21 protein-coding genes and 1 pseudogene are annotated in these 22,266 nt (G+C 52.9%); 11 read left to right on the top strand and 11 right to left on the bottom strand.

Annotation, left to right across the window (positions count from 1 at the left end; genetic code table 11):
• Positions 1 to 14: 14 nt before the first annotated feature.
• The 4 genes from ydgU to ABOC97_RS01680 form a co-directional block, all read right to left on the bottom strand.
• On the bottom strand, positions 15 to 98 hold the full coding sequence (gene ydgU, locus ABOC97_RS24005) for a small membrane protein YdgU (protein ID WP_459253816.1): 84 nt from the start codon (positions 96 to 98) through the stop codon (positions 15 to 17).
• 71 nt (positions 99 to 169) lie between these two features.
• Positions 170 to 589 carry an acid resistance repetitive basic protein Asr gene (gene asr / locus ABOC97_RS01690; protein ID WP_349593258.1) on the bottom strand — a complete coding sequence of 140 codons (420 nt, stop codon included), beginning with the start codon at positions 587 to 589 and terminating at the stop codon, positions 170 to 172.
• A 169-nt stretch (positions 590 to 758) separates the two neighbouring features.
• A complete protein-coding gene (locus ABOC97_RS01685) occupies positions 759 to 1,955 on the bottom strand; it encodes an MFS transporter (RefSeq protein WP_349593544.1) in 1,197 nt (398 codons plus the stop codon).
• Between the two features lie 135 nt (positions 1,956 to 2,090).
• Complete coding sequence (locus tag ABOC97_RS01680; RefSeq protein ID WP_459253809.1) at positions 2,091 to 3,341, bottom strand: MFS transporter; 1,251 nt, start codon at positions 3,339 to 3,341, stop codon at positions 2,091 to 2,093.
• 116 nt (positions 3,342 to 3,457) lie between these two features.
• Between ABOC97_RS01680 and ABOC97_RS01675 the strand changes: the two genes are divergently transcribed.
• The 3 genes from ABOC97_RS01675 to bioD all read left to right on the top strand — a co-directional run bounded on the left by ABOC97_RS01675 (position 3,458) and on the right by bioD (position 6,529).
• On the top strand, positions 3,458 to 4,375 hold the full coding sequence (locus tag ABOC97_RS01675) for a LysR family transcriptional regulator (protein WP_234506321.1): 918 nt from the start codon (positions 3,458 to 3,460) through the stop codon (positions 4,373 to 4,375).
• Positions 4,376 to 4,485: 110 nt separating this feature from the next.
• The gene (gene mlc / locus ABOC97_RS01670) at positions 4,486 to 5,703 is read left to right on the top strand and encodes a sugar metabolism global transcriptional regulator Mlc (protein WP_234506324.1); all 1,218 of its coding nucleotides are present in this window, start codon (positions 4,486 to 4,488) and stop codon (positions 5,701 to 5,703) included.
• Between the two features lie 130 nt (positions 5,704 to 5,833).
• Complete coding sequence (bioD, locus tag ABOC97_RS01665) at positions 5,834 to 6,529, top strand: dethiobiotin synthase (protein WP_349593253.1); 696 nt, start codon at positions 5,834 to 5,836, stop codon at positions 6,527 to 6,529.
• On the opposite strand, the gene clcB is transcribed toward bioD, so the two are convergent.
• From clcB to ynfE, 5 genes and pseudogenes are all read right to left on the bottom strand, one after another.
• Entirely contained in the window at positions 6,482 to 7,777 is a 1,296-nt protein-coding gene (clcB, locus tag ABOC97_RS01660) for a voltage-gated ClC-type chloride channel ClcB (RefSeq protein WP_349593250.1), read from the bottom strand. The genes bioD and clcB overlap by 48 nt on opposite strands.
• Before the next feature lie 5 nt (positions 7,778 to 7,782).
• Complete coding sequence (gene dmsD / locus ABOC97_RS01655) at positions 7,783 to 8,397, bottom strand: Tat proofreading chaperone DmsD (protein WP_349593247.1); 615 nt, start codon at positions 8,395 to 8,397, stop codon at positions 7,783 to 7,785.
• 47 nt (positions 8,398 to 8,444) lie between these two features.
• Entirely contained in the window at positions 8,445 to 9,302 is an 858-nt protein-coding gene (locus ABOC97_RS01650) for a dimethyl sulfoxide reductase anchor subunit family protein (RefSeq protein WP_349593244.1), read from the bottom strand.
• Between the two features lies 1 nt (position 9,303).
• Positions 9,304 to 9,921, bottom strand: a complete 618-nt coding sequence (locus ABOC97_RS01645; protein ID WP_349593241.1) for a DMSO/selenate family reductase complex B subunit — start codon at positions 9,919 to 9,921, stop codon at positions 9,304 to 9,306.
• A 10-nt stretch (positions 9,922 to 9,931) separates the two neighbouring features.
• Positions 9,932 to 12,327, bottom strand: a pseudogene (gene ynfE, locus ABOC97_RS01640) (selenate/tellurate reductase subunit YnfE).
• 261 nt (positions 12,328 to 12,588) lie between these two features.
• Here ynfE and ABOC97_RS01635 point away from each other — a divergent pair.
• Positions 12,589 to 12,990 (top strand): dTDP-glucose pyrophosphorylase, encoded by a 402-nt coding sequence (locus ABOC97_RS01635; RefSeq protein WP_349593238.1) that lies wholly within the window; start codon positions 12,589 to 12,591, stop codon positions 12,988 to 12,990.
• 32 nt (positions 12,991 to 13,022) lie between these two features.
• Here the strand turns inward: ABOC97_RS01635 and ABOC97_RS01630 are convergent, their stop codons facing one another.
• Positions 13,023 to 13,277 (bottom strand): DUF1161 domain-containing protein, encoded by a 255-nt coding sequence (locus ABOC97_RS01630; protein ID WP_349593235.1) that lies wholly within the window; start codon positions 13,275 to 13,277, stop codon positions 13,023 to 13,025.
• 102 nt (positions 13,278 to 13,379) lie between these two features.
• Here ABOC97_RS01630 and ABOC97_RS01625 point away from each other — a divergent pair, with 102 nt between their 5' ends.
• Positions 13,380 to 14,090, top strand: coding sequence for a YnfC family lipoprotein (locus ABOC97_RS01625; protein ID WP_416012102.1), 711 nt, complete (start codon positions 13,380 to 13,382; stop codon positions 14,088 to 14,090).
• Positions 14,091 to 14,128: 38 nt separating this feature from the next.
• Here ABOC97_RS01625 and ABOC97_RS01620 read toward each other — a convergent pair whose 3' ends face one another.
• On the bottom strand, positions 14,129 to 14,470 hold the full coding sequence (locus ABOC97_RS01620; protein ID WP_349593232.1) for a DUF1283 family protein: 342 nt from the start codon (positions 14,468 to 14,470) through the stop codon (positions 14,129 to 14,131).
• A gap of 150 nt (positions 14,471 to 14,620) precedes the next feature.
• On the opposite strand from ABOC97_RS01620, the gene ABOC97_RS01615 reads away from it, so the two are divergent.
• The 6 genes from ABOC97_RS01615 (at position 14,621) to ABOC97_RS01590 (ending at position 22,230) form a co-directional block, all read left to right on the top strand.
• Positions 14,621 to 14,947 (top strand): YnfA family protein, encoded by a 327-nt coding sequence (locus tag ABOC97_RS01615; RefSeq protein ID WP_234506353.1) that lies wholly within the window; start codon positions 14,621 to 14,623, stop codon positions 14,945 to 14,947.
• A gap of 161 nt (positions 14,948 to 15,108) precedes the next feature.
• Positions 15,109 to 16,323, top strand: a complete 1,215-nt coding sequence (gene rspA / locus ABOC97_RS01610) for a starvation-sensing protein RspA (protein WP_349593229.1) — start codon at positions 15,109 to 15,111, stop codon at positions 16,321 to 16,323.
• 47 nt (positions 16,324 to 16,370) lie between these two features.
• Positions 16,371 to 17,777: a glucuronate isomerase gene (uxaC, locus tag ABOC97_RS01605; protein ID WP_349593226.1), complete on the top strand. Its 1,407-nt coding sequence runs from the start codon at positions 16,371 to 16,373 to the stop codon at positions 17,775 to 17,777.
• Between the two features lie 26 nt (positions 17,778 to 17,803).
• Positions 17,804 to 19,345 (top strand): MFS transporter, encoded by a 1,542-nt coding sequence (locus tag ABOC97_RS01600; protein WP_349593223.1) that lies wholly within the window; start codon positions 17,804 to 17,806, stop codon positions 19,343 to 19,345.
• Between the two features lie 159 nt (positions 19,346 to 19,504).
• Positions 19,505 to 20,959 (top strand): mannitol dehydrogenase family protein, encoded by a 1,455-nt coding sequence (locus tag ABOC97_RS01595; protein ID WP_349593220.1) that lies wholly within the window; start codon positions 19,505 to 19,507, stop codon positions 20,957 to 20,959.
• A 263-nt stretch (positions 20,960 to 21,222) separates the two neighbouring features.
• A complete protein-coding gene (locus ABOC97_RS01590; RefSeq protein ID WP_349593217.1) occupies positions 21,223 to 22,230 on the top strand; it encodes a Zn-dependent oxidoreductase in 1,008 nt (335 codons plus the stop codon).
• The last annotated feature ends 36 nt before the right edge of the window (positions 22,231 to 22,266 follow it).

Here is a 22,266-nt window from a genome sequence, read left to right as displayed (position 1 = left end):
TCAGCGAACTACGCTCAGTAAAAGAAAAACTGGGTTGCGATGAGTGCGCAGATGATAAGTAAAGCCAGGATGAGCTCGAAACGATAGCGCCGCAACATGATTGCTCTCCAGGAAAAAATCGGCGCTATATAAGCGCCGATGTATCATCAAGAATATCCTACCGCTTCAATTATGCAGCTGGCTGTGCAGCTGGTTTTGCAGCTTCGTGTTTAACTGCTTTTTTGTGTTTTTTAGCAGCCTGGGCTTTCTGAGCTACAGCAGGTTTAGCTGCCGCTTTTTTGTGTTTCTTAGCAGCCTGAGCTTTCTGCTCTACAGCTGGTTTAGTTGCTGCTTTTTTGTGTTTTTTAGCGGCCTGAGCTTTCTGCTCTACAGCAGGTTTAGCGGCTGCTTTTTTGTGTTTTTTAGCAGCTTGAGCTTTCTGAGCTGCAGCGGCTTTCTTGTGTTTTTGGTGATGAGTGGTTTTCGCTGGAGCCGCGTGGGTAGCGGTCGCAGTGGCAGCCGGAGCCGGAGTTGCAACTGCGTCAGCAGCGAATGCAGCGGAAGACAGACCCATAGCAGCGGCAACAACCAGAGCTAATACTTTTTTCATTCTAATACCCTCGAATTGGTTTTTTCATTCAACCCCACTGCGGGGCCGTTGAAAGAACTATACCTTCGAGCGCTTAGGCTTTCCGTGAGTGATTGGTTTCGGCGTGTAACGTAATGTACGAGATTTGTAGACTCTATGTACGGGGCAATTTTCATTACCCCATAACGAGTTAGCTGCGACAGGCCGACTGGCTGGAACGCTGAGACAGGTAAACGCGCAGGATAAGTACGAAGGCCATCGCCACCACCACCGAAGCAATCAGGTAAATACTCTCCAGCCCGTAATAACCGGCAATCCAGCCCGCCACCGGCCCGGTTATCCCTAATGCCAGATCGAGAAATGCGGAGTAGGTGCCGAGCGCTGTGCCCTGGTTTTGCTCCTCAACCTGCTTAACCGCCTCAACGCCCAATGCCGGGAATACCAGCGAGAAGCCTGAACCGGTAAGAAACGCGCCTACCCCCGCCAGCCATGCGTTGGGTGCCAACCAGATAATTAAGAGCCCCAGGCATTCGACCACAAAACAAATGAGCGACACGCGAATGCCGCCAAAGCGAATAATAGTATTGCCGAGGACAAGGCGAATACAGATAAAACCAATGCTAAACAGCGACAGCGTAAACGCCGCCCCTTGCCAGCCATGAGCGGTGAAGTAGAGGGTGATAAAGGTGGCAATGACGCCAAAGCCGACGGTGCCTAAGCCTAAACCCAGACCGTAGGGCCAGATTTTGCGAGCCACCACATGGAAAGGGGCACGCACGCCAGCGCTCACGCTGACATCATCGCGGGTGCGGGCAAACAACAGGCCGATCAGCGCAATGATGACGATAAGCGCCGCAAAACCGCCGATGCCAAACCAACCGTTGAGCAGCACACCGAGCGGCGCACCGGCGGCCATCGCCACGTAGGTGGCGACCCCGTTCCACGAAATCACGCGTGAGGTGTGAATTGCGCCGACGGTTTTAATGCCCCACAGCGTTGACCCGGTTGACGTGAAGCTTTCGCCGACCCCCAAAAACACGCGCCCGATGAGCAATAGCGCGACCGCCGTTAGCGGACTTGCAATCACGGCTGCCGCAGCGAGGGTAAATAAACCGCTCATCAGGCAGCAAATAATCCCCAGACTGACGACCTTTTTCGGCCCCCAGATATCGGTATAGCGCCCGGCATGAGGGCGGCTGACGAGGGTGGAAATATATTGCAGGCTGATAACCGCCCCGGCCACCAGCGTGCTGTAGCCGAGATCGTAGTGAATAAAACCCGGCAGTACCGCCAGCGGAAGACCGATAGAGAGGTAGCAGATACAGGTGAAAACGACTATCGAGATAATGCGTAGATTGAGCTGAGTATTGCTAGTGTAGGGAGTCATAACGCCAAACGGATAAGTCAAAAGTGGCTTCATTATAGGAATTGCCATCTAGTATGGCGAGATGGCAAGGCATTTTATGTCAATAACATAAGTACTAAAAATAATGGGCGGCAAACCATTAACCGCCCCTAATGATTAGCGCAAGCGTTTATGCAGCAGCAGGCCGGTGAGCAGGGCGCCAACCAACAGCAAAGCGATAAACCCGCCTACGCCGTTCCAGCCATATTGATGCCAGAACACACCGCCAAGAGTCCCGGCAATGCTGGAACCAAGATAATAGCTGAACAGATAAAGCGACGAGGCCTGGCCTCTGGCGCGGCGCGCACGTGGGCCAATCCAACTGCTGGCAACCGAGTGAGCGGCGAAGAAACCGGCGGAGAAAAGCAGCATCCCCGGGAAGATAACCCACAGCGGTGAAAATAGCGTTAACAGCAGACCAAGCAGCATGATGCCGGTAAAGAAGATCATCACCGGCCCGCGGCCATAGCGAGTGGTCATCATCCCGGCTTTCGGTGAACTCCACGTGCCGGTCAGATAAGCGACAGAGAGCAAGCCAACTACCGCCTGATTCAGCGACCATGGCGAGAGCATCAAACGGTAGCCAATGTAGTTAAACAACGTCACAAAGGCGCCCATTAACAGAAAACCTTCAACAAACAGCAGTGGAAGACCGCGATCGCGCCAGTGCAGGCGGAAGTTAATCAGTAGCGATTTAGGTTTCAGCGAGCTGGGGCGAAAATGGCGGGACTCCGGCAATATGCGCCAGAACATAATGGCCGCCCCGAGCGCAAAGGCGCTGATGACCGCCAGCGCCACGCGCCAGCCAAAGAAGTCGGTAAAGACCCCGGTAAGCAAACGGCCGCTCATGCCGCCGATGGAGTTCCCGCTGATGTACAGCCCCATCGAGAAAGCAACAAAACTGGGATGAATCTCCTCGCTGAGGTAAGTCATGCCGACGGCGGCCACCCCGCTAAGCGAGAGACCAATCAGCGCGCGCATAATCAAAATCCCGTGCCAGCTGGTCATCATGGTTGAGAGCAGCGAGCAGCACGACGCCAGCACTAAGGCGGTAACCATCACCTGCTTGCGGCCAATTGCGTCGGACAGCGGGCCGGTGAACAGCAACCCTACCGCCAGCATGGCGGTCGAAATTGACAGCGAAATACTACTTTGCGCCGGAGAGACGCCAAATTCGTGAGAGAGCACCGGCAGAATCGGCTGAACGCAGTACAGCAGGGCAAAGGTTGCCAGCCCGGCGGAAAACAGCGCGAGGGTAACGCGGATAAACGGCGGTGTACCGCGACGGATAAAGGTGTTGGATGGAGAAGGGCTATCATCGCGGACATCAATAACGGGTGTATGGTCTGCGGTCGTTGTGCGGCTCACGGGAAAATCCTTGCTTAAAAACGAGATGTAATAACGACATAGGTCACATAATTAGAGTAGGAAATCGCAAATATTCTGTCTAATATATTAATAATCTCAATTAAGACTTTTAAAGTATGAATATCGAACTGCGTCATCTGCGCTATTTTGTCGCCGTTGCTGAGGAGCTGCATTTTGGTCGCGCCGCTGCGCGCTTAAACATCTCCCAGCCGCCGCTGAGCCAGCAGATTCAGATCCTCGAACAGCAAGTGGGCGCCCGTCTTTTTGCCCGTACTAATCGCAGCGTGAGCCTGACGGAAGCAGGGCGGCAGTTTCTTGCCGACAGTCGTCAGATTTTGCTGCAGGTCAATGAGGCCGCCGCGCGGGCAAGCCGTTTGCACCATGGCGAAACGGGTGAATTGCGCATCGGCTTTACGTCGTCTGCGCCGTTTATTAAGGCTGTTTCCGATACTTTATCGACCTTCCGCCAGCGTTACCCTGATGTACATATCCAGACCCGCGAGACCAATACCCGCGAACAAATCTCGCCGCTGACCGAAGGCGGTCTGGAGCTGGGATTGATGCGTAACACGCAGTTGCCAGACACGCTCGACTGGCAGGTTATTCTGCGCGAACCGCTGCTGGCGATGATCCATCGCGATCATCCGCTGGCCAGTCAGGAATCGGTGAGCCTGGTTGAACTGGGCCAGCAGCCGTTCGTCTTCTTTGATCCGCACGTGGGAACCGGGTTGTACGACGATATTCTTGGCCTGATGCGACGCTATGGGGTGACGCCAACCATTACTCAGGAAGTGGGGGAGGCTATGACGATTATTGGCCTGGTGGCGTCGGGACTGGGCGTCTCGATTTTGCCCGCTTCATTCCGGCGGGTGCAGCTGCAGGAAATGCGCTGGGTTCCGATTGCGCAAGAGGATGCGGTATCGGAAATGTGGCTGGTTTGGTCAAAACATCATGAACTCAGCCAGGCGGCCGAGCGTTTTAAGCAGCATCTGTTAACGGCGGCAAAGGTGAGCGTTTCTACGCCAAAAGTGTGAAAAAATGTGCAGTAAATCACAAGGCTAAGTAAAAATTTGACGCAGGCCATTGAAGTACTTCACCATAGCCCAAAGTTTATTTCGAAGCGCGAAAATAAGGGAGTTTTACGGTGGTAGCGGACAGTCAGCCAGGCCATATCGATCAAATTAAGCAGACCAATGCGGGGGCAGTTTATCGCCTCATTGATCAGCTCGGCCCGGTATCCCGTATCGATCTCTCACGACTCGCGCAGCTGGCCCCGGCCAGTATCACCAAAATTGTCCGTGAACTGCTGGAAGCGCACCTGGTTCAGGAGACGGAAATTCAGGAAGTGGGCAGCCGTGGCCGTCCTGCGGTTGGGTTAATGGTGGAAACCGAAGCCTGGCACTATCTTTCCGTTCGTATTGGGCGGGGTGATATCCATCTTTCACTGCGCGATCTGAGCAGTAAGCTGGTGGTTGAAGAGCAGCTTGAGCTGGCGCTCGAGCATGAAGTGCCTTTTTTAAGCCGCGTCCTTGCCCATATCGACCAGTTTTTCATTCGTCACCAGAATCTGCTGGAGCGTTTAACGGCGATTGCCATTACGCTTCCCGGCATCATTGATACTGAAAACGGCATTATCCACCGCATGCCTTTTTACGAAGTTACCGACGTGCCGCTGGGGGCAACTCTGGAAGCGCATACTGGCGTTCCGGTTTATCTCCAGCATGATATTAGCGCCTGGACGATGGCCGAGGCGCTGTTCGGAGCATCGCGCGGGGCCAGGGATGTCATCCAGGTGGTGATTGACCATAACGTTGGCGCCGGGGTGATAACCGACGGGCGTTTGCTACACGCGGGCAGCAGCAGCCTGGTGGAGATTGGCCATACTCAGGTCGACCCCTATGGAAAGCGCTGCTACTGCGGGAATCATGGCTGCCTGGAAACCATTGCCAGTGTGCAAAGCGTGCTGGAATTGACGCAGGTGCGCATGCAGCAATCGATGAGCTCAATGCTGCATCAAAAGCCGCTGACCGTTGATTGGCTGTGTCAGGCGGCCGTGCAGGGCGACTTGCTTGCCAAAGACATTATCGGCAGTATCGGTACCAACGTTGGGCGCATCCTTGCCATCATGGTGAATCTGTTTAACCCGCAAAAAATTCTTATCGGTTCCCCGTTCAATCAGGCTTCTGACATTCTCTTCCCGGCCATCAGTGACTGTATTCATCAACAGTCCCTCCCGGCATACAGTAAACATATTTCCGTTGAGCAGACGCAGTTCTCTAACCGTGGCACGATGGCTGGCGCTGCACTGGTCAAAGACGCGCTCTATAACGGAACATTGCTGATTAGATTGTTACAGGGTTAACATTTTTTTGCGGTTTTGCAAAAAATTGCGCTAACTCAATCCACCTGACATGTGCATCACGTAAACTTTCACCCGGTTGAATTATTCATTGCCTTGATTTTTACAGGCGTCGCTGTGGGGTTAGTTAGTCATGCTTAATCGTTTCTTTATTACTGGGACTGATACTTCTGTCGGTAAGACGGTGGTTTCTCGTGTGCTATTACAGGCGCTCGCCGCCAGCGGGAAACGGGTAGCGGGATACAAGCCGGTGGCAAAAGGCAGCAAGGAGACCGCCGACGGTCTGCGCAACAAAGATGCGCTGGTGCTGCAAAGCGTCTCATCGCTGGCGCTGCCTTACGAGGCCATTAATCCTATTGCGTTGAGCGAAGAAGAGAGCAGCGTAGCGCACAGTTGCCCTATCAACTACAGCTTGTTGTCCGATGGGCTGGCCAATCTGAGCAAGCAGGTTGATAACGTGGTGGTCGAAGGCACGGGCGGTTGGCGTAGCCTGATGAACGACCTGCGTCCGCTCTCAGAGTGGGTAGTGCAGGAACAACTGCCGGTGCTGTTAGTGGTGGGGATTCAGGAAGGGTGCATCAACCATGCGCTGTTGACCGCGCAGGCCATTGCCAACGATGGTTTGCCGTTGATTGGCTGGGTGGCGAATCGTATCAATCCGGGTCTATCGCACTACGCGGAAATTATCGACGTGCTGAGTAAGAAACTCCCGGCACCGTTGATTGGCGAACTGCCGTATCTGCCGCGTCCGGAACAGCGTGAGCTGAGCCACTACGTTGATTTAACGATGCTCAGCAACATGCTGACGGTAGATAGAATCCTGGCGTAGGGTGCGCGACAGCACGGAAGCAATCACGCAGGCAATCAGCAAACCGGGTAGCAGCGTATACTGCCCGGTCATTTCACAAATCATCAGCGTCGACATAATCGGTGCGGGGGTGGTGGCCGCCAGCAGCGTCGCCATTCCGGTGATCCCCAGCAGAATAGTCGTTGTCTGATCCCCTGGAAATGCAAAACTCCACGTATTGGCGAACAAAATCCCGACGGCCAGCCCGATAAACAGCGTTGGCGTAAAGACCCCTCCCGGTGCACCCGAGCTGCTGCTGGCGAGAATGGCCAACAGTTTGCACAAAAATATTCCAGCAATAACGGTGAAAACCGGCGGTGCGAGCAAGAAGCCTTGCACTACGCTATAGCCGTTACCCCAGACCGCTGGCGTCAACAGCGATAGCAAACCAACCAATAATCCGCCAAGCGCCAGTTGCCAGGGCGGGGACAGTTTGAGCCGCAGAAAACCGCGATGGCTGATGTCCATCAGCCACATCAGCAGTGGCCCGCCGGCGCCGCAGACCAGTCCAGCAGCGAGCATCAGCGCGTAGTGGCTGGCAGTCAGCGTGGGTAATGGTGCAACGCGATACAGCAGCTCTGCGCCACCGTTCATCATTTGCGTCGTTAGTAGGCCGACAACCGCTGCAATCACTACCGGCCCGAGCGAGGCGAGCATCAGCGTACCGAACAGTATCTCGGCAATAAATAGGCTCCCGGCCAGCGGCGCATGATAGGCGCTGGCCATCCCCGCAGCGGCTCCGCAGGCAATCCACAGTTTCCACTCATTTTTTGGCGTAAAACGTTGGGCAAAAAACGAGGCCGCTAGCGCCGCCAGTAGGATCATCGCACCTTCACGGCCAATGGCGCTGCCGCTGGCCACTACTAGTAGCGAGGCGGTAGATTTTACCAGGCTGGAGCCGGTGTCGAACTTTCCTTCATCACTTTCCAGGGCTTCCATGTAATCGGTGGGTGCATGCGGGCGCTGACGCGTGTAGCGCTGCCAGCACCACAATAACGTGCCGGCGGCAAGCCCACCGAGAGCTGGAGTCATCAACCGACGCCACCACACCAGGCCCTCAGCCGCGTTGACCAGACTGCCGCTGTCGTTGCTTAACAACAACCATTCGAGAAAGTACATGGCATGACGGAACAGGGCGACCGCTAGCGCCGCCAGAACGCCGACGACGGTAGCGATTAACAGGCGACGCAGCATCGCCTTGATATCGGGATAGTGATGAAGGCGTTGCATTGAAATTAGCGATACAGCTTTTTATCTGCCACGGGGATAAGCAGATGCGACTGCCAATGCCCCAGCGTCTGCTGTGTGAGTTGCCCCAGCGCCGTATAGAACGGGTCGCCGGCTTTGTCGATAAATTCGCTGATAAAGCGGTTGGCCCACGGCAGCAGATGCCAGGCCAACAGCTGCTCGCAGGCTTCATAGCGATCGTTTTCGACCAGCCAGGCGGCCAGCATCAGCAGCGTGCCGAAGTTGTCTTCCGGCTCATTTTGTTGCACATCAAAGGCAATCTGGTTGTCGCGCATCCACTGGCGCAGCGCCAGCGTGGATTCGCCGAATAATACGTTTTCACGATCTAACCACACGGAACCCCACGGCGGTGAAGGTAATGCCGATGGACCGATGAACAGCCGTTGCCAGGCTTCAGAGCGCGACTCATTGCTTTTTGCCGTGAACCCGGCGGACAACGTTTCGAGGTGGTTGACGGGATAAGGCCACTGTGCGGCCCATTCGCCATCACTAAAAGCGGCAACCAGCGGCTCAGCAAGCGCACTATCCGGCGCAAAGTAAAACAGCGCCCCGAGAACGCGGGCGGAGAAAGCTAAAGCGTCGTGGTGCTGAACGTCATTCATTACTGCATTTCCTTAAATGCGTGCGGGACGTATCCCGCACCGATAAATTACCCGGCAATCGCCATACCGACGGTCATGTGCAGGCCGTAAAACAGCCCACGGCCGATAAATTCCCCTGCCAGTACCAGCAGCAAGCCTATGGCTAAGCCGATAGTGTGCGATGGAACTCGACGCAGTAGTGGACAAAGCCAGCAGCCTAAACCTGCGACCAGCAGTACAAAGCGCCATACCTGCAGGCTGCCCCAGTCGGGCAGCAGCGCGTTGGCTTGCTGTACCGAACTGTGGATAAAGCCGAGCTCGGACGTCTGCATCACCACCACCGCAAGGCTTGCCAGTAAAGCCAGCACGCTGAGCGAGGCAAAGAATTTACCGTTGAACGGCACCTTCGCCAGCTTCAGCAGCAGGGCAGCGAACAGCGGCCCGGTGAGTACCACGGTTAAGAAGAACGACGCCGTGGTGTATCCATTATACCAGGTTGGCACCGTATCTATCTGATAAACACGCGTCATCGCCCAGACAAAGATCAGACCCAGCACCATGCTGATGACTAACCAGATACGTCCGAGCGTGGCTGGCATTTTACCGATAACCGAAAGCAGCCACCAGAACCCGCCTACTGCAAAGAATACCGAGCCACTGGCGATTTCATTACTCAACGCCGATGAACCAATGCGATTCAGTGAGTTGAAGGCGCGTAAAGGGGAGCCGAGGTGCAGTACCGAGGCAAAAAAGGCAATCCCCATGACGACCCACAGGAAGAACATATTAAGGACGATCCGTCGCTCATCGGCCCGTTCATTACGTGCCGCAAGCCAGCCCATTCCGGTGATAATTGTCGCGCCCACGACGCATTGCCCCAGTACCGTAAACAGCACCAGCGGCCATTCATGCCATCCACTTCCCATCTCACACCTCCTTCGGGTTGGCCAGATAGCCGGTTGTGTCACCGCACGGACGTGCGTTGGCGTTAGGTTTAATCACGATACTTGGCTTGGTGAAATGCGCGGATGGCAACGGTGCCACCGCGGCCAGCTGGCCGTGTTTCTGACGTAGCTCGTCAATCGGGCCAAAGTCCAGCGCGCGCAGCGGGCAGGATTCGACGCAGATCGGTTTCTTGCCGTCGGCTACGCGCTCGTGGCAGCCGTCGCATTTGGTCATGTGACCTTTCGCCGCGTTGTATTGCGGTGCGCCGTACGGGCAGGCCATATGGCAGTAGCGACAGCCGATGCAGACGTCTTCGTCCACTACCACAAAGCCGTCATCGCGTTTGTGCATTGCGCCGCTCGGGCAGACCTTAGTACAAGCCGGATCTTCGCAGTGGTTACAGGCAATCGACAGATAGTAGGCAAAGACGTTCTGGTTCCAGACGCCGTTGTCTTCCTGCCAGTCGCCGCCCGCGTATTCGTAGATACGGCGGAAGCTGACGTCCGGGGTTAAGTTCTTGTAATCTTTACAGGCCAGCTCACAGGTTTTACAACCGGTGCAGCGGGCTGAGTCGATGAAAAATCCGTATTGCGTACTCATGGGTTAGTCCTTATACCTTCGCAACCTGAACCAGGTTAGTGTGCTGCGGGTTGCCCTTCGCCAGCGGTGATGGGCGGTGGGTGGTCAGCGTGTTGATACATGAACCGTGGTCAATTCTGTCACCATCCATCTGCGCATCGTGCCACGCGCCTTGGCCCATGGCGGAGACGCCCGGCATAATGCGCGGCGTTACCTTCGCGGCAATACGCACTTCTCCACGACCGTTGAACACGCGGACCATATCGCCGTTCTCAATTCCGCGCTTCTTCGCATCTATCGGATTCAGCCACACTTCCTGACGGCAGGCCGCCTGCAATACATCGACGTTACCGTAGCTGGAGTGGGTGCGTGCTTTATAGTGGAAGCCGAACAGTTGCAGCGGGAATTTATCACGCAGCGGATCGTCCCAACCTTCGAAGGTAGAGGCGTAAACCGGCAGCGGGCTGATGGTTTCATCTTTTTCAAGCTGCCATTTGGCGGCAATATCCGCGAGCCGGGCAGAGTAAATTTCAATTTTGCCCGACGGGGTTTTTAATGGATTGGCCTCGGGATCGTTACGGAAATCTTTATAGGCCACAAAGTGACCGTTCGGATCTTTGCGCTTATAGATGCCCATTTTCTTGAGCTCGTCATAGCTTGGTAGATCCGCATCTTTAGCGCGCATTTTGGCGTAGAGGTACTGAAGCCACTGTTCCTGGGTGCGGCCTTCGGTAAACTTCTGATGAACATCATCCCCCAGACGTTTGGCAACTTCGCTTAAGATCCAGTAAATCGGTTTTCGTTCAAACTTGGCGCTGGTTACTGGCTGGATAAAGATTAAATAGCCCATATTCCCGGCATAGTCGTTCGGGATGATATCTTCCTGCTCGACGGTCATCAGGTCAGGCAACAGAATATCGGCGTATTTCGCCGACGCGGTCATGAAGTTTTCAATCACCACGATCATTTCGCATTTGCTCTCATCCTGCAAAATCTCGTGGGTTTTGTTGATGTCAGAGTGCTGGTTGATGATGGTGTTGCCGGCGTAGTTCCAGAAGAATTTTATCGGCACATCGAGCTTATCTTTGCCGCGCACGCCGTCTCGCGTGGCGGTCATTTCAGCGCCGTGGTCAATGGCATCGGTCCAGGTAAAGCAGGAGATGGCGGTTTTGACCGGGTTAGTCAGCACCGGGAAGCGTTCGATGGTGATGGTATAGGTGGACTCACGGGCACCGCTGTTGCCGCCATTGATGCCAACGTTACCGGTAAGAATAGGCAGCATTGCGATGGCACGAGCGGCCAGTTCACCGTTGGCCTGGCGCTGCCGATTTCTCGTGCCAGCTTGATAATCCTATCGACCGGGATACCCGTGACCTGTGATGCCCACTGCGGCGTTTTTGCTACCCCGTCATCACCCTGGCCCTGAATATAGGCCTTGTAGTGACCGTTAGCCGGTGCGCCTTCTGGCAGCGTGGTTTCATCATAGCCCACGCAGTATTTATCGAGGAACGGTTGGTCGACGAGGTTTTCATCAATCAACACCCAGGCAATACCCGCCACCAGCGCCGCGTCGGTACCGGGGCGAATTGGGATCCACTCATCCTCACGCCCGGCGGCGGTGTCGGTATAGCGCGGATCGATAACGATCATGCGCGCATTTGAGCGTTCGCGAGCCTGTTCAAGGTAATAGGTGATCCCGCCGCCGCTCATACGCGTCTCCGCCGGGTTATTACCAAACATCACCACCAGTTTGCTGTTTTCGATATCGGAGGTGCTGTTGCCGTCGTTGGTGCCGTAGGTATAAGGCATGGCGCAGGCTATCTGTGCGGTGCTGTAGGTGCCGTACTGGTTGAGTGAACCACCGTAGCAGTTCATCAGACGCATCACCGCCGAACCGGAAGGTGAAGAGCGGGTAATATTACCGCCGACGATACCGGAGGAATAGTTGATATAAACCGATTCGTTACCGTAATCTTTCACCACGCGCTGCAGGTTACTGGCAATCGTATCGAGCGCTTCTTGCCAACTGATACGCTCAAACTTGCCTTCGCCGCGTTTGCCGACGCGTTTCATAGGATAGTTCAGGCGGTCAGGATGGTTTATTCGGCGGCGAATAGAACGCCCGCGCAGGCAGGCGCGCACTTGATGATCGCCATAAATGTCATGTCCGGTATTGTCGGTTTCAACCCAATAAACTTCATCGTCCTTTACGTGTAGGCGCAACGCACAGCGGCTGCCGCAGTTGACGGAACAAGCCCCCCAGACCACTTTGTCGTCCGGGCGTCCGGCCTGCTGCACGGCGGCAGCGGTGGCACGTAAAGAGAAGGGCAGCGAAAAACCGCCCGCAGCCAATGCTAAAGAACCGATGGCCGATGATTTAATCAGGCTGCGCCGGCTCAGCCCTCCATGCTTTTCCAGGTTAGACATCATTCACTCCATTATTTTATTAATGATTTCGGACCGAAATTAAAATCCGACTAATAATGGACGAATAATACCTGGGAAGTGGTATACAAGTATTATTCCTGGTCAAAGAGCAATATCACTACCGCGGGTATTTTTTTATAGGGTGTTTGCCTGATTCTGAACTGCTGTGCATAATTGTTTTACAACAATAAAAGACGATTTTTTCGGTTAATGTTTTGCTCTCAATAAAGAACATTGGCTGTCCCCTACAGGAATAAACTCATGCAGGATATTGCTTCGCACGTCATCCCGATGCCCGCGATCGATACGGTCACGGTTCCCTATAAAGGGGTAAATTTCTTACGTCCCGAAATTTTGCTCGATTTCATTAGCGTGACCAATGGCCATGTTGTTGCTATTACGCCGCTGGCGGTCCTCTATTCTAGCGTCGGCGTGTCGCAATCAGCGGAGCTTCGCAAGATCCCGGTGCTGGTCTCCGGGCGGGTGGTTTATCCGATAGGTTCTCAGACGCTGCCTTGCCTGCATGGAAAATTGACCATCAATACCACGTCACAGCAGCTGCGCTTTCAGGGCAATCTCGACGCCTTGTCGGACGACCGTTCGTTAAAGGATGGGGTGTTGATAGGGATTGCGCTGGCATTTACGGTAGCTCAGGAAGCCTAAAACGGCACCGCCTCTGCAGAGGCGGCGTCGCGCTACTGGGCGCTGTCGGTGCGGGAGTAAAGGATTTTAAAGGTGTCGTTGGCGCAGTGTCCAACCACCTGCGCGCCCGGTTGGTCAGCCTGATCGTTTGGAACAATGTCCAGGGTAAAGGCGCTTTCTGCTACGCCGTTGCCGATGATTTTTTGCTGAATGTCGCTCCTGACGCGTTCGCACGAATCCGGGACGGCGGCCAGCGCGGGTAAGGCCCCGGCTAGCAGTAGTGCCAGTAACCAGCGTGAAGATCTCATGATCGACTCCTTTGCAGTTGGCTTGGGAAAAGTATAGCAGTGGTAGTGTAAATTATTGTATTTCCTAATATCATTGAGAAAATCCCGAAACAGGACTGCGGTGTGAAGAAACTTATTTTATTGGCGTCAGCGATGGCGGCACTCAGCGGCTGTGATACCAATGACTCTCCAGCGGCCTTTACTCCGGAAATGGCCAGTTTTTCAAATGAGTTTGATTTCGACCCACTCCGTGGCCCGGTGAAAGATTTCAGCCAGACATTGCTAAATGAAAAGGGCGAAGTGGCAAAACGGGTCAGCGCGCAAATCTCTCGCGAAGGCTGCTTCGATTTGCTGGAGTTTCATAATATTGAAGAAGATAGCGGCGCACTGCTGGTGCTGGATGCCAACTATTATCTCGATGGCGTGACGCATGAGAAGCGGGTGCGTTTACAGGGAAAATGTCAGCTAGCTGAATTCCCTTCGGCGGGAGTGGCCTGGGAAACCGATGACAATGGCTTTGTGGTCAAGGCTCTCAGTAAAGAGCGTGAAGTGGATTACCGCTATGACGGCGAAGGTTACCCTTTGGGTAAAACCTCAACGGCGAAAGATGAGACGCTTTCAGTGGTGTCCACGCCTTCGCAGGATGGCCGCAAGAAGCTCGATTATACCGCCGTCAGCCTGTTGAATAAGCAGCCTATCGCCAATGTCACTCAGAACTGTGAATACGATAGGCACGATAACCCGGTGAGCTGTTCTTTGAAGATTGTCGATGAAAGCGCGAAGCCGCCGGTTATCCAGCACTACACGATTAAGAATACTATTGAGTATTATTGAGCAGAAATGAGAAGGGCGCCGATGGCGCCCTTGTAACACTATGGGTTGATTGAGCGACCGGTTGAGCGATCGAGACAACGCAGAGTGTTCGACTCCCAGTAGGCATTAACGTTCGCGCTCTGCTGGCATTTATCGCGAGCATCAAAAGCGACGTCGGTTTTATCCCACTCTTTTTCCGCACGTTTGTTGACCTTCTGGCGCAGCTGGCGAGTGTCGTTCCACTGCTCTTTGTCCATCGCTGCATTCTGGCGGCTCTGGGCGCTATCGCCTGATTCAATAACCAGCTTGTTGGTTTCAGCAGAGGCAGATGCGGTGTACACGATGGCTCCCAGCGCGAGCATAGCCGTCAGGCACAGGCGTTTGCCAAGTGTAATTTTCATTTGCGTGTTCCTTCGAGATAGTGAATACGATGACTCCTTAAACCAGTTTACTACATCTCTTGCGGCTGGCATACCTGCGAAAAAAACGTGGTCGAATCGCGTGGGTTCTTGCGTATTATGGTGCATTCCATCGATTCTTGATAAAGCATAATGTTAAAGACCTCTCTGCTGTTTTTCGCCACCGCGCTGTGTGAAATCATTGGCTGTTATTTACCCTGGCTATGGTTGAAGCGGGGTGCAACGCCTCTGTTATTGCTTCCCGCCGGGCTAGCGCTCGCTATGTTCGTCTGGTTATTGACCCTGCATCCTGCTGCCAGCGGGCGGGTTTATGCCGCTTATGGCGGTGTCTATATCTTTACCGCGCTGCTATGGCTGCGGGTGGTAGAGGGTGAAAAACTGACCGCCTATGATTGGCTGGGCGCGGCGGTCGCGCTGTGCGGTATGCTGATTATTGTCGCCGGATGGGGACGGAGTTAAATCCATCGACCGTAATACGGTGTGAGTTCAAATTCCTTTGTGCGGTTATTTAATCCTCTTTTTTTGTGATCCTTCACGGGATTTCTCGATCTCTATACTTGTATGGTAGTAGTTCAGGGCGTAAGTTTTGCTCACTAACCGATGAGATGTAAGGATTGAAGATGAAAATTGTGGGTGCTGAGGTTTTTGTAACCTGTCCTGGCCGTAACTTTGTCACGCTGAAAATTACCACCGATAGCGGATTGGTCGGCTACGGCGATGCCACGTTAAACGGCCGCGAACTGCCAGTTGCTTCCTACCTGAAGGATCATCTGTGCCCGCAGCTGGTGGGGCGTGATGCGCACCGCATTGAAGATATCTGGCAGTTTTTCTACAAAGGCGCCTACTGGCGTCGCGGCCCGGTGACGATGTCAGCGATCTCGGCCATTGATATGGCGCTATGGGATATCAAAGCCAAAGCCGCCAATATGCCGCTGTATCAGTTGCTGGGCGGGGCCTCCCGTGAAGGCGTGATGGTTTACTGCCACACCACCGGGCGCACCATTGATGAAGTGCTGGAAGACTACGCGCGCCATCAGGAGATGGGCTTTAAAGCGATTCGCGTTCAATGCGGCGTGCCGGGCATGAAAACCACCTATGGTATGTCTAAAGGTAAAGGCCTGGCATATGAACCGGCGACCAAAGGTCAGTGGCCGGAAGAGCAGCTGTGGTCCACGGAAAAATATCTCGATTTCACGCCAAAACTGTTCGAGGCGGTACGTAACCGCTTTGGTTTCAACGAACATTTGTTGCACGACATGCACCACCGTTTGACGCCGATTGAAGCGGCGCGTTTTGGTAAAAGCATCGAGCAGTATCGTCTGTTCTGGATGGAAGACCCAACGCCTGCTGAGAACCAGGAGTGTTTCCGCCTGATTCGTCAGCATACCGTCACGCCGATTGCGGTGGGTGAGGTATTCAATAGCATCTGGGATTGCAAACAGCTTATTGAAGAGCAGTTGATTGACTATATCCGCACCACCATGACCCATGCGGGTGGCATCACCGGAATGCGCAGAATCGCTGATTTTGCCTCGCTCTACCAGGTTCGTACTGGCTCACACGGTCCATCCGATCTTTCACCTGTCTGCATGGCAGCTGCGCTGCACTTTGACCTATGGGTACCGAACTTCGGCGTTCAGGAATATATGGGCTACTCCGAGCAGATGCTGGAAGTCTTCCCACACTGCTGGACCTTCGATAACGGCTATATGCACCCAGGTGATAAGCCGGGCTTAGGCATCGAGTTTGATGAAAAACTGGCCGCCAAATACCCGTACGACCCTGCTTATTTACCGGTCGCGCGTCTGGAAGACGGCACTTTGTGGAATTGGTAATTCATTCAGTCTTTTAATTTACTTCAACATTGCCAAAGAGAATAAACATGGACTTCATTAACGATCGTTTCATGATCGAGAGTGAAGTCGGTGTTCGGTTATATAAAGATATTGCTGCACAATTACCGATCATCGACTATCACTGTCACCTTGATGCAAAAGAAATATACGAAAATAAACGTCTCGAAAATATCACACAACTGTGGTTAGCCGGCGATCATTATAAATGGCGCGCAATGCGCGCTAATGGTATTGCCGAACGCTATATTACCGGTGATGCAACGGCGGAAGAGAAATTTAAAGCGTGGGCTGAAACGGTGGAAGCCTCATTTGGTAATCCGCTCTATCACTGGACGCATTTAGAATTAAATAAATATTTCTCCTGTAATGAAATGCTAAGCAGTGAAAACTGGCAGGAAATAATGCAGCACTGTAATCAACAGATAGCTGGAGAAGATTTTAAGCCGCGGAGTCTGATTGCGCGTTCTAATGTCGAAGTTATCTGTACAACCGACGCACCGTTGGATTCGCTGGAATATCATCGTCTGTTGCAACAGGATTCAACCTTTAAAACGCGGGTGCTGCCAACGTTCCGTCCAGATGATGTTTTTGAGCCTGATGCAAACGTGTTTGCGCGTTTTGTCGAGAAGCTGGCATCGCTGACTGGCCATGACATTCGCACTTTTGCTGATTTTTCAGCAGCGCTGGCTCAGCGTATTGACTGGTTCCATGAATCGGGATGCCGTATCTCCGATCACGGCCCGGTCAACATTGAATATCAGGCGGCAGATGAGCAACACGTTAACGCGCTGTTCAGCCAGAAACGCGGCGGTAAATCATTAACTGGACTTGAGAGTGCGCAACTGGCGAGTGCGATATTTGTCATGCTGGCGAAAGAGTACAAACAGCGTGGCTGGGCAATGCAGATTCACTTTGGCGCGATACGCAGCAATAACAGCAAAATGCACCAGCAGCTTGGGATTAATACCGGGTTTGATTCGATAGCCGATCAAAGCAACCTGGCAGCCGGTTTGAATCAGTTGCTCGATGCGATGGCGAAGGTGGATGCGTTACCGAAGACCATTCTTTACAACCTCAACGGCAGTTATAACGATATTGTCGCCACCACTATTGCCAATTTCCAGTCAGGCGATGATGGCGTGAAATCGCCGATGCAGTTTGGCTCCGGTTGGTGGTTTAACGATACCCGTCGAGGGATGGAGAATCAGCTTAATAGTTTAGCCGACCAGGGTTTATTAATGCACTTTGTGGGCATGCTCACCGACTCCCGGAGTTTGGTTTCTTACCCTCGCCATGATTATTTCCGTCGAATTCTTTGTAATTTAATAGGTAGTTGGGTTGACCGTGGGGAAATTCCTGAGAATGACAGGGTTTTAACGCGGATGGTTAGAAATATATGTCACGACAATGCGGTTAATTATTTCAGATTCTAACGTCCTTCCTTAAATGAGGGTAGAACATGTCTCGTACAAATAGAAAAATAACAATTCCCGTCAGTATTGGCTATGGCTTAACGGATATCATGGGCGGCGGCGCATTTACCGTTATTGGCGCATGGCTTTTATTCTTTTACACAACCTTTGTTGGCTTATCTCCGGTAGAAGCGGCATCAATTGTCGCTATTGCGCGTATCGTTGATGCGATAGTCAGCCTGTTCATGGGCAGCTTTACCGACCACTTCTATAAAAACGCGCTGGGTAAACGGTTTGGTCGTCGGCGCTTCTTCCTGCTGATAGGTGCGCCGTTGATGCTGGTTTACACGCTGCTGTGGGTGACCGGCATGAGCTTCTGGTTCTACCTTGCGGTGTATCTGGCTTTCGAAGTGATCGCTGCAATGGTACTTATTCCGTGGGAAACCTTGCCATCTGAAATGACCAAGGATTTTAACTCCCGTACCAAACTCTCGACCTGCCGTATGTTCCTGTCGGCATCTGGTACCTTCCTGGCGACCTTTATTCCAGGACTGCTGATAAGCCACTTCGGCGAGCACGATCCGCACGCGTACTTTATTAATGGCGTTGTGTTCTCGGTCATCTTTATGCTGTGCGTCTTTATTTCGTGGAAAGTAACCTGGGAACGTGACTTGACGCCGGAAATGCAGGCTGAGCTGGAAAGTCATCGTCAGCCTACCTCGTTTATGGAAAAAGTGGTTGCTGTGGGGCATTTGTTCAAAGAGTACTACTCCACGCTCAAAGTCCGGGCTTTCAGAAAGCATCTGGCGATTTACCTGTTCTCCTTTACGGCGAAAGATGTCTATAACACGGTCTTTGTTTTCTTCTGCGTATACTGCCTCAACGTCTCGTCTTCTTTGTCGGGGACGCTGCTGTCGATGAGTATCGTGGGACTGCCGGTGACGCTGCTGGCTGGTGTGGCCATCATCAAATACGGTCCATCTCGTTTGTATGTGTTTGCCTATACGCTGATGCTGCTGTGCCTGGGAGGCCTGTTCATGGTTTACCAGTTCCCGACCGATAATAAAGTGACCATCCTGCTGGTGCTGGCGGCGCTGTATCAGGTGGGCCGGTGTGTGCTGGAATTCACGCCGTGGAACGTATTCCCATTCATCCCTGATATTGATGAAATGATCACCCGTCAGCGTCGCGAAGGTTTGTTTGCTGCAGTCATGACCTTCTCACGTAAAACAACGGTGGCTATCGCGACCTTCGCCGTCGGCGTGATGTTGCAAGAGGGCGGTTTTGTGAAGGGCAGTCAGGTTCAGCCTGAAAGCGCAGTTAATACCATCGCCATGATGCTGTTTATCGGTACTGCCGGGCTGCTGGTGATTGCGCTGTGGCAGGCATTAACCTTCCATCTGAATAAGCAGACCCATAAGATTTTTGTCGATGAAGTCGAGCGCCTCAAAGCACATGGTTCTAAACAGGACGTGACGCCGCAGGCCCGGCACGTGGTCGAAGATTTGACCGGTTACTCGTATGACGATTTGTGGAACGAACCGCAGAACGCCGAGAGTCAAACGTCTCGCCCAGCCCGGGCGCACTAACGATAGCGCTGACAGCATAGGTAGGTTTTGCCTATGCTGTCACACAACTTAAAAATCATGTCATACCAATCGCCAATAAGTTAACGCAAATCAAAAACACCTCAAATGAACTCGTTAATCTAGTATGGCAATCAACGTTCTCTACAGTGAGTCAAAAAGATGCAGAATAAGCTATTAACCGCTAAGGCAACTCTCCCGACCTACGACCGCAGCAAGCTGGTGTCCCGTATCGTACACCTGGGCTTTGGTGCGTTCCATCGCGCTCATCAGGCTGTCTATGCCGATATCCTTGCCGCAGAACACGGCAGCGATTGGGGATATACCGAAGTTAACCTGATTGGCGGTGAGCAGCAGATTGCCGACCTGAACCATCAGGGCAATTTATACACCGTGGCAGAAATGTCGGCTGATGCCTGGACTGCGCGCGTTGTGGGTGTGGTCAAAGAGGCACTGCACGCCCAGGTTGATGGCCTGGAAACCGTACTGGCGAAAATGTGCGAGTCCCAGGTGGCTATCGTCTCCCTGACCATTACCGAAAAAGGCTATTGCCACTCTCCGGCTACCGGCCAACTGATGCTCGATCATCCATTCATCGCCGCTGACCTGCAGAACCCGCACCAGCCGAAATCCGCACCGGGCGTAGTGGTTGAAGCGCTGGCGCGTCGTAAAGCGGCTGGGCTGCCAGCATTCAGCGTGATGTCCTGCGATAACATGCCGGAAAATGGCCATGTGATGCGTAACGTAGTATGCGCTTATGCGCGTGCCGTCGACGCTGGACTGGCTGACTGGATTGAATCCCACGTGACGTTCCCGTCCACCATGGTTGACCGTATTGTTCCAGCGGTGACCCCAGAAACACTGGATAAAATCGAACAGCTGACCGGCGTGCGCGATCCTGCGGGCGTGGCCTGTGAGCCGTTCCGCCAGTGGGTGATTGAAGATAACTTTGTGGCCGGACGTCCTGCGTGGGAAAAAGCGGGTGCGGAGCTGGTGAGCGACGTGATTCCGTTTGAAGAGATGAAACTGCGCATGCTGAACGGCAGCCACTCTTTCCTTGCGTATCTGGGCTATCTGGCCGGTTACCAACATATCAACGACTGCATGGGTGATGAAAACTATCGCCGTGCGGCGCATGATTTGATGCTGAAAGAACAGGCTCCAACCCTGAAAGTACAGAACGTCGATTTGGCGCGCTATGCAGACCTGCTGATTGCGCGTTACACCAACCCGGCGCTGCGTCACCGCACCTGGCAGATCGCGATGGACGGTAGTCAGAAATTACCGCAGCGTATGCTCGATTCCGTGCGCTGGCATCTGGCGGATAACAGCCGCTTTATGCTGTTGGCTCTGGGTGTGGCTGGCTGGATGCGCTACGTTGGCGGTGTGGATGAGCAGGGTAACGCGATTGAAGTTTGCGACCCGCTGCTGCCAGTCATTCAGGCAGCGGTTGCGCAAAGCGAAGAGGGCGAGTCCCGCGTGAAAGCGCTGTTGGCTATCGAGGCTATCTTCGGCAAAGACCTGCCGCTGGAAGGGAAGTTTGTCGACCAGGTGATTAATGCTTATCTGTCTCTGCTGAGCAAAGGCGCGAAAGCGACCGTAGCTGCATACATCTAATCAATAAAGCTATGCTGCCAAGCGCCGTCATTTTATGGCGGCGCTTTTCCGCGTTTAAACTCCAGTTTTTTCCTGCGACATCCTGATTTTCCCCACAAATTTTATCTGCTCAATCTTATTTCCAGTCATTCTTTCATCTACGACATTTTTGTGATCTGTATTGCTGTTTCTTTTTTATTATACTTGTATGGTAGTTATATGGAGCAAGATATGTACAACATTAGGTGGTTATTCGTTCAGTGATATCCTAAGGGGCAACAGAGATGAGAAGTGTGGTTATCGAAAAACCAAACCAATTAACGCTTGAGGAACGCCCGATTCCTTTACCAGGAAAGAATGAAGTTCGAGTAAGAATAAAAAGTGCCAGTATTTGTGGCTCTGATATTCACATTTGGCATGGGCATAATCCTTTTGCAAAATATCCGCGAGTGATTGGACATGAATTTTCCGGGGTTATCGATGCCGTCGGAGAAAGTGTGGCTAAGACACGCCTCGGTGAACGGGTTGCGGTGGATCCAGTGGTGAATTGTGGACATTGCTATCCTTGTCTGATTGGCAAACCAAACGTCTGTAAATCGCTCTCGGTGATTGGCGTCCATCGTGATGGTGGTTTCAGCGAATATGCCTGTGTCCCGCAGTACAATGCTAAAGTAATACCGGAGAGCATTCCTGACAGCATTGCCAGCCTTGTTGAGCCTTTCACCATTGGTGCTAATATCTGCGGCAAAATGCAGCCGACTGAGCTTGATGTTGCGCTTATTTATGGCGCAGGACCAATGGGGCTTACTGCCATACAGGTATTACGCCATGTCTATCATGTCAAAAAGATTATTGCTGTCGATCGCATTGATGAGCGATTAGCACTGGCGAGAGAAAATGGTGCTGATGTCATTATCAATAATAAAGACACACCGTTAACTGAAATCCTGAATGATGAGCCCACGTTGATAATTGATGCCGCCTGCCATCCATCGATTTTAAATGAGGCAATCCAGATAGCATCACCTGCGGCGCGGATTGGATTGTTGGGATTCTCAGATACACCAGGCGCTCTCGTGCAAAAAGAGATCACCAGTAAAGAGTTGACTATTTTCACCTCCCGTCTCAACAATAATAAATTCCCAGAAGTGATTGATTGGATTTCACAAGGCAAAGTGTTTCCTGAAAAATTAATTACCCATCGTTTTACGTTGGATAACGTGTTGTCGGCGATGGAGTTATTTGAGCACGACGCCAGAACATGCTGCAAAGTCATATTAGATATTCAGTAATAACGTTTGTGTTTGTAATTTGAAGATGCTGCTCGT

The organism is Kluyvera huaxiensis (genome assembly GCF_040149365.1).
Taxonomy (GTDB): Bacteria; Pseudomonadota; Gammaproteobacteria; order Enterobacterales; family Enterobacteriaceae; genus Kluyvera; species Kluyvera intermedia_A.
This window is presented reverse-complemented; position numbering and strand designations above follow the sequence as displayed.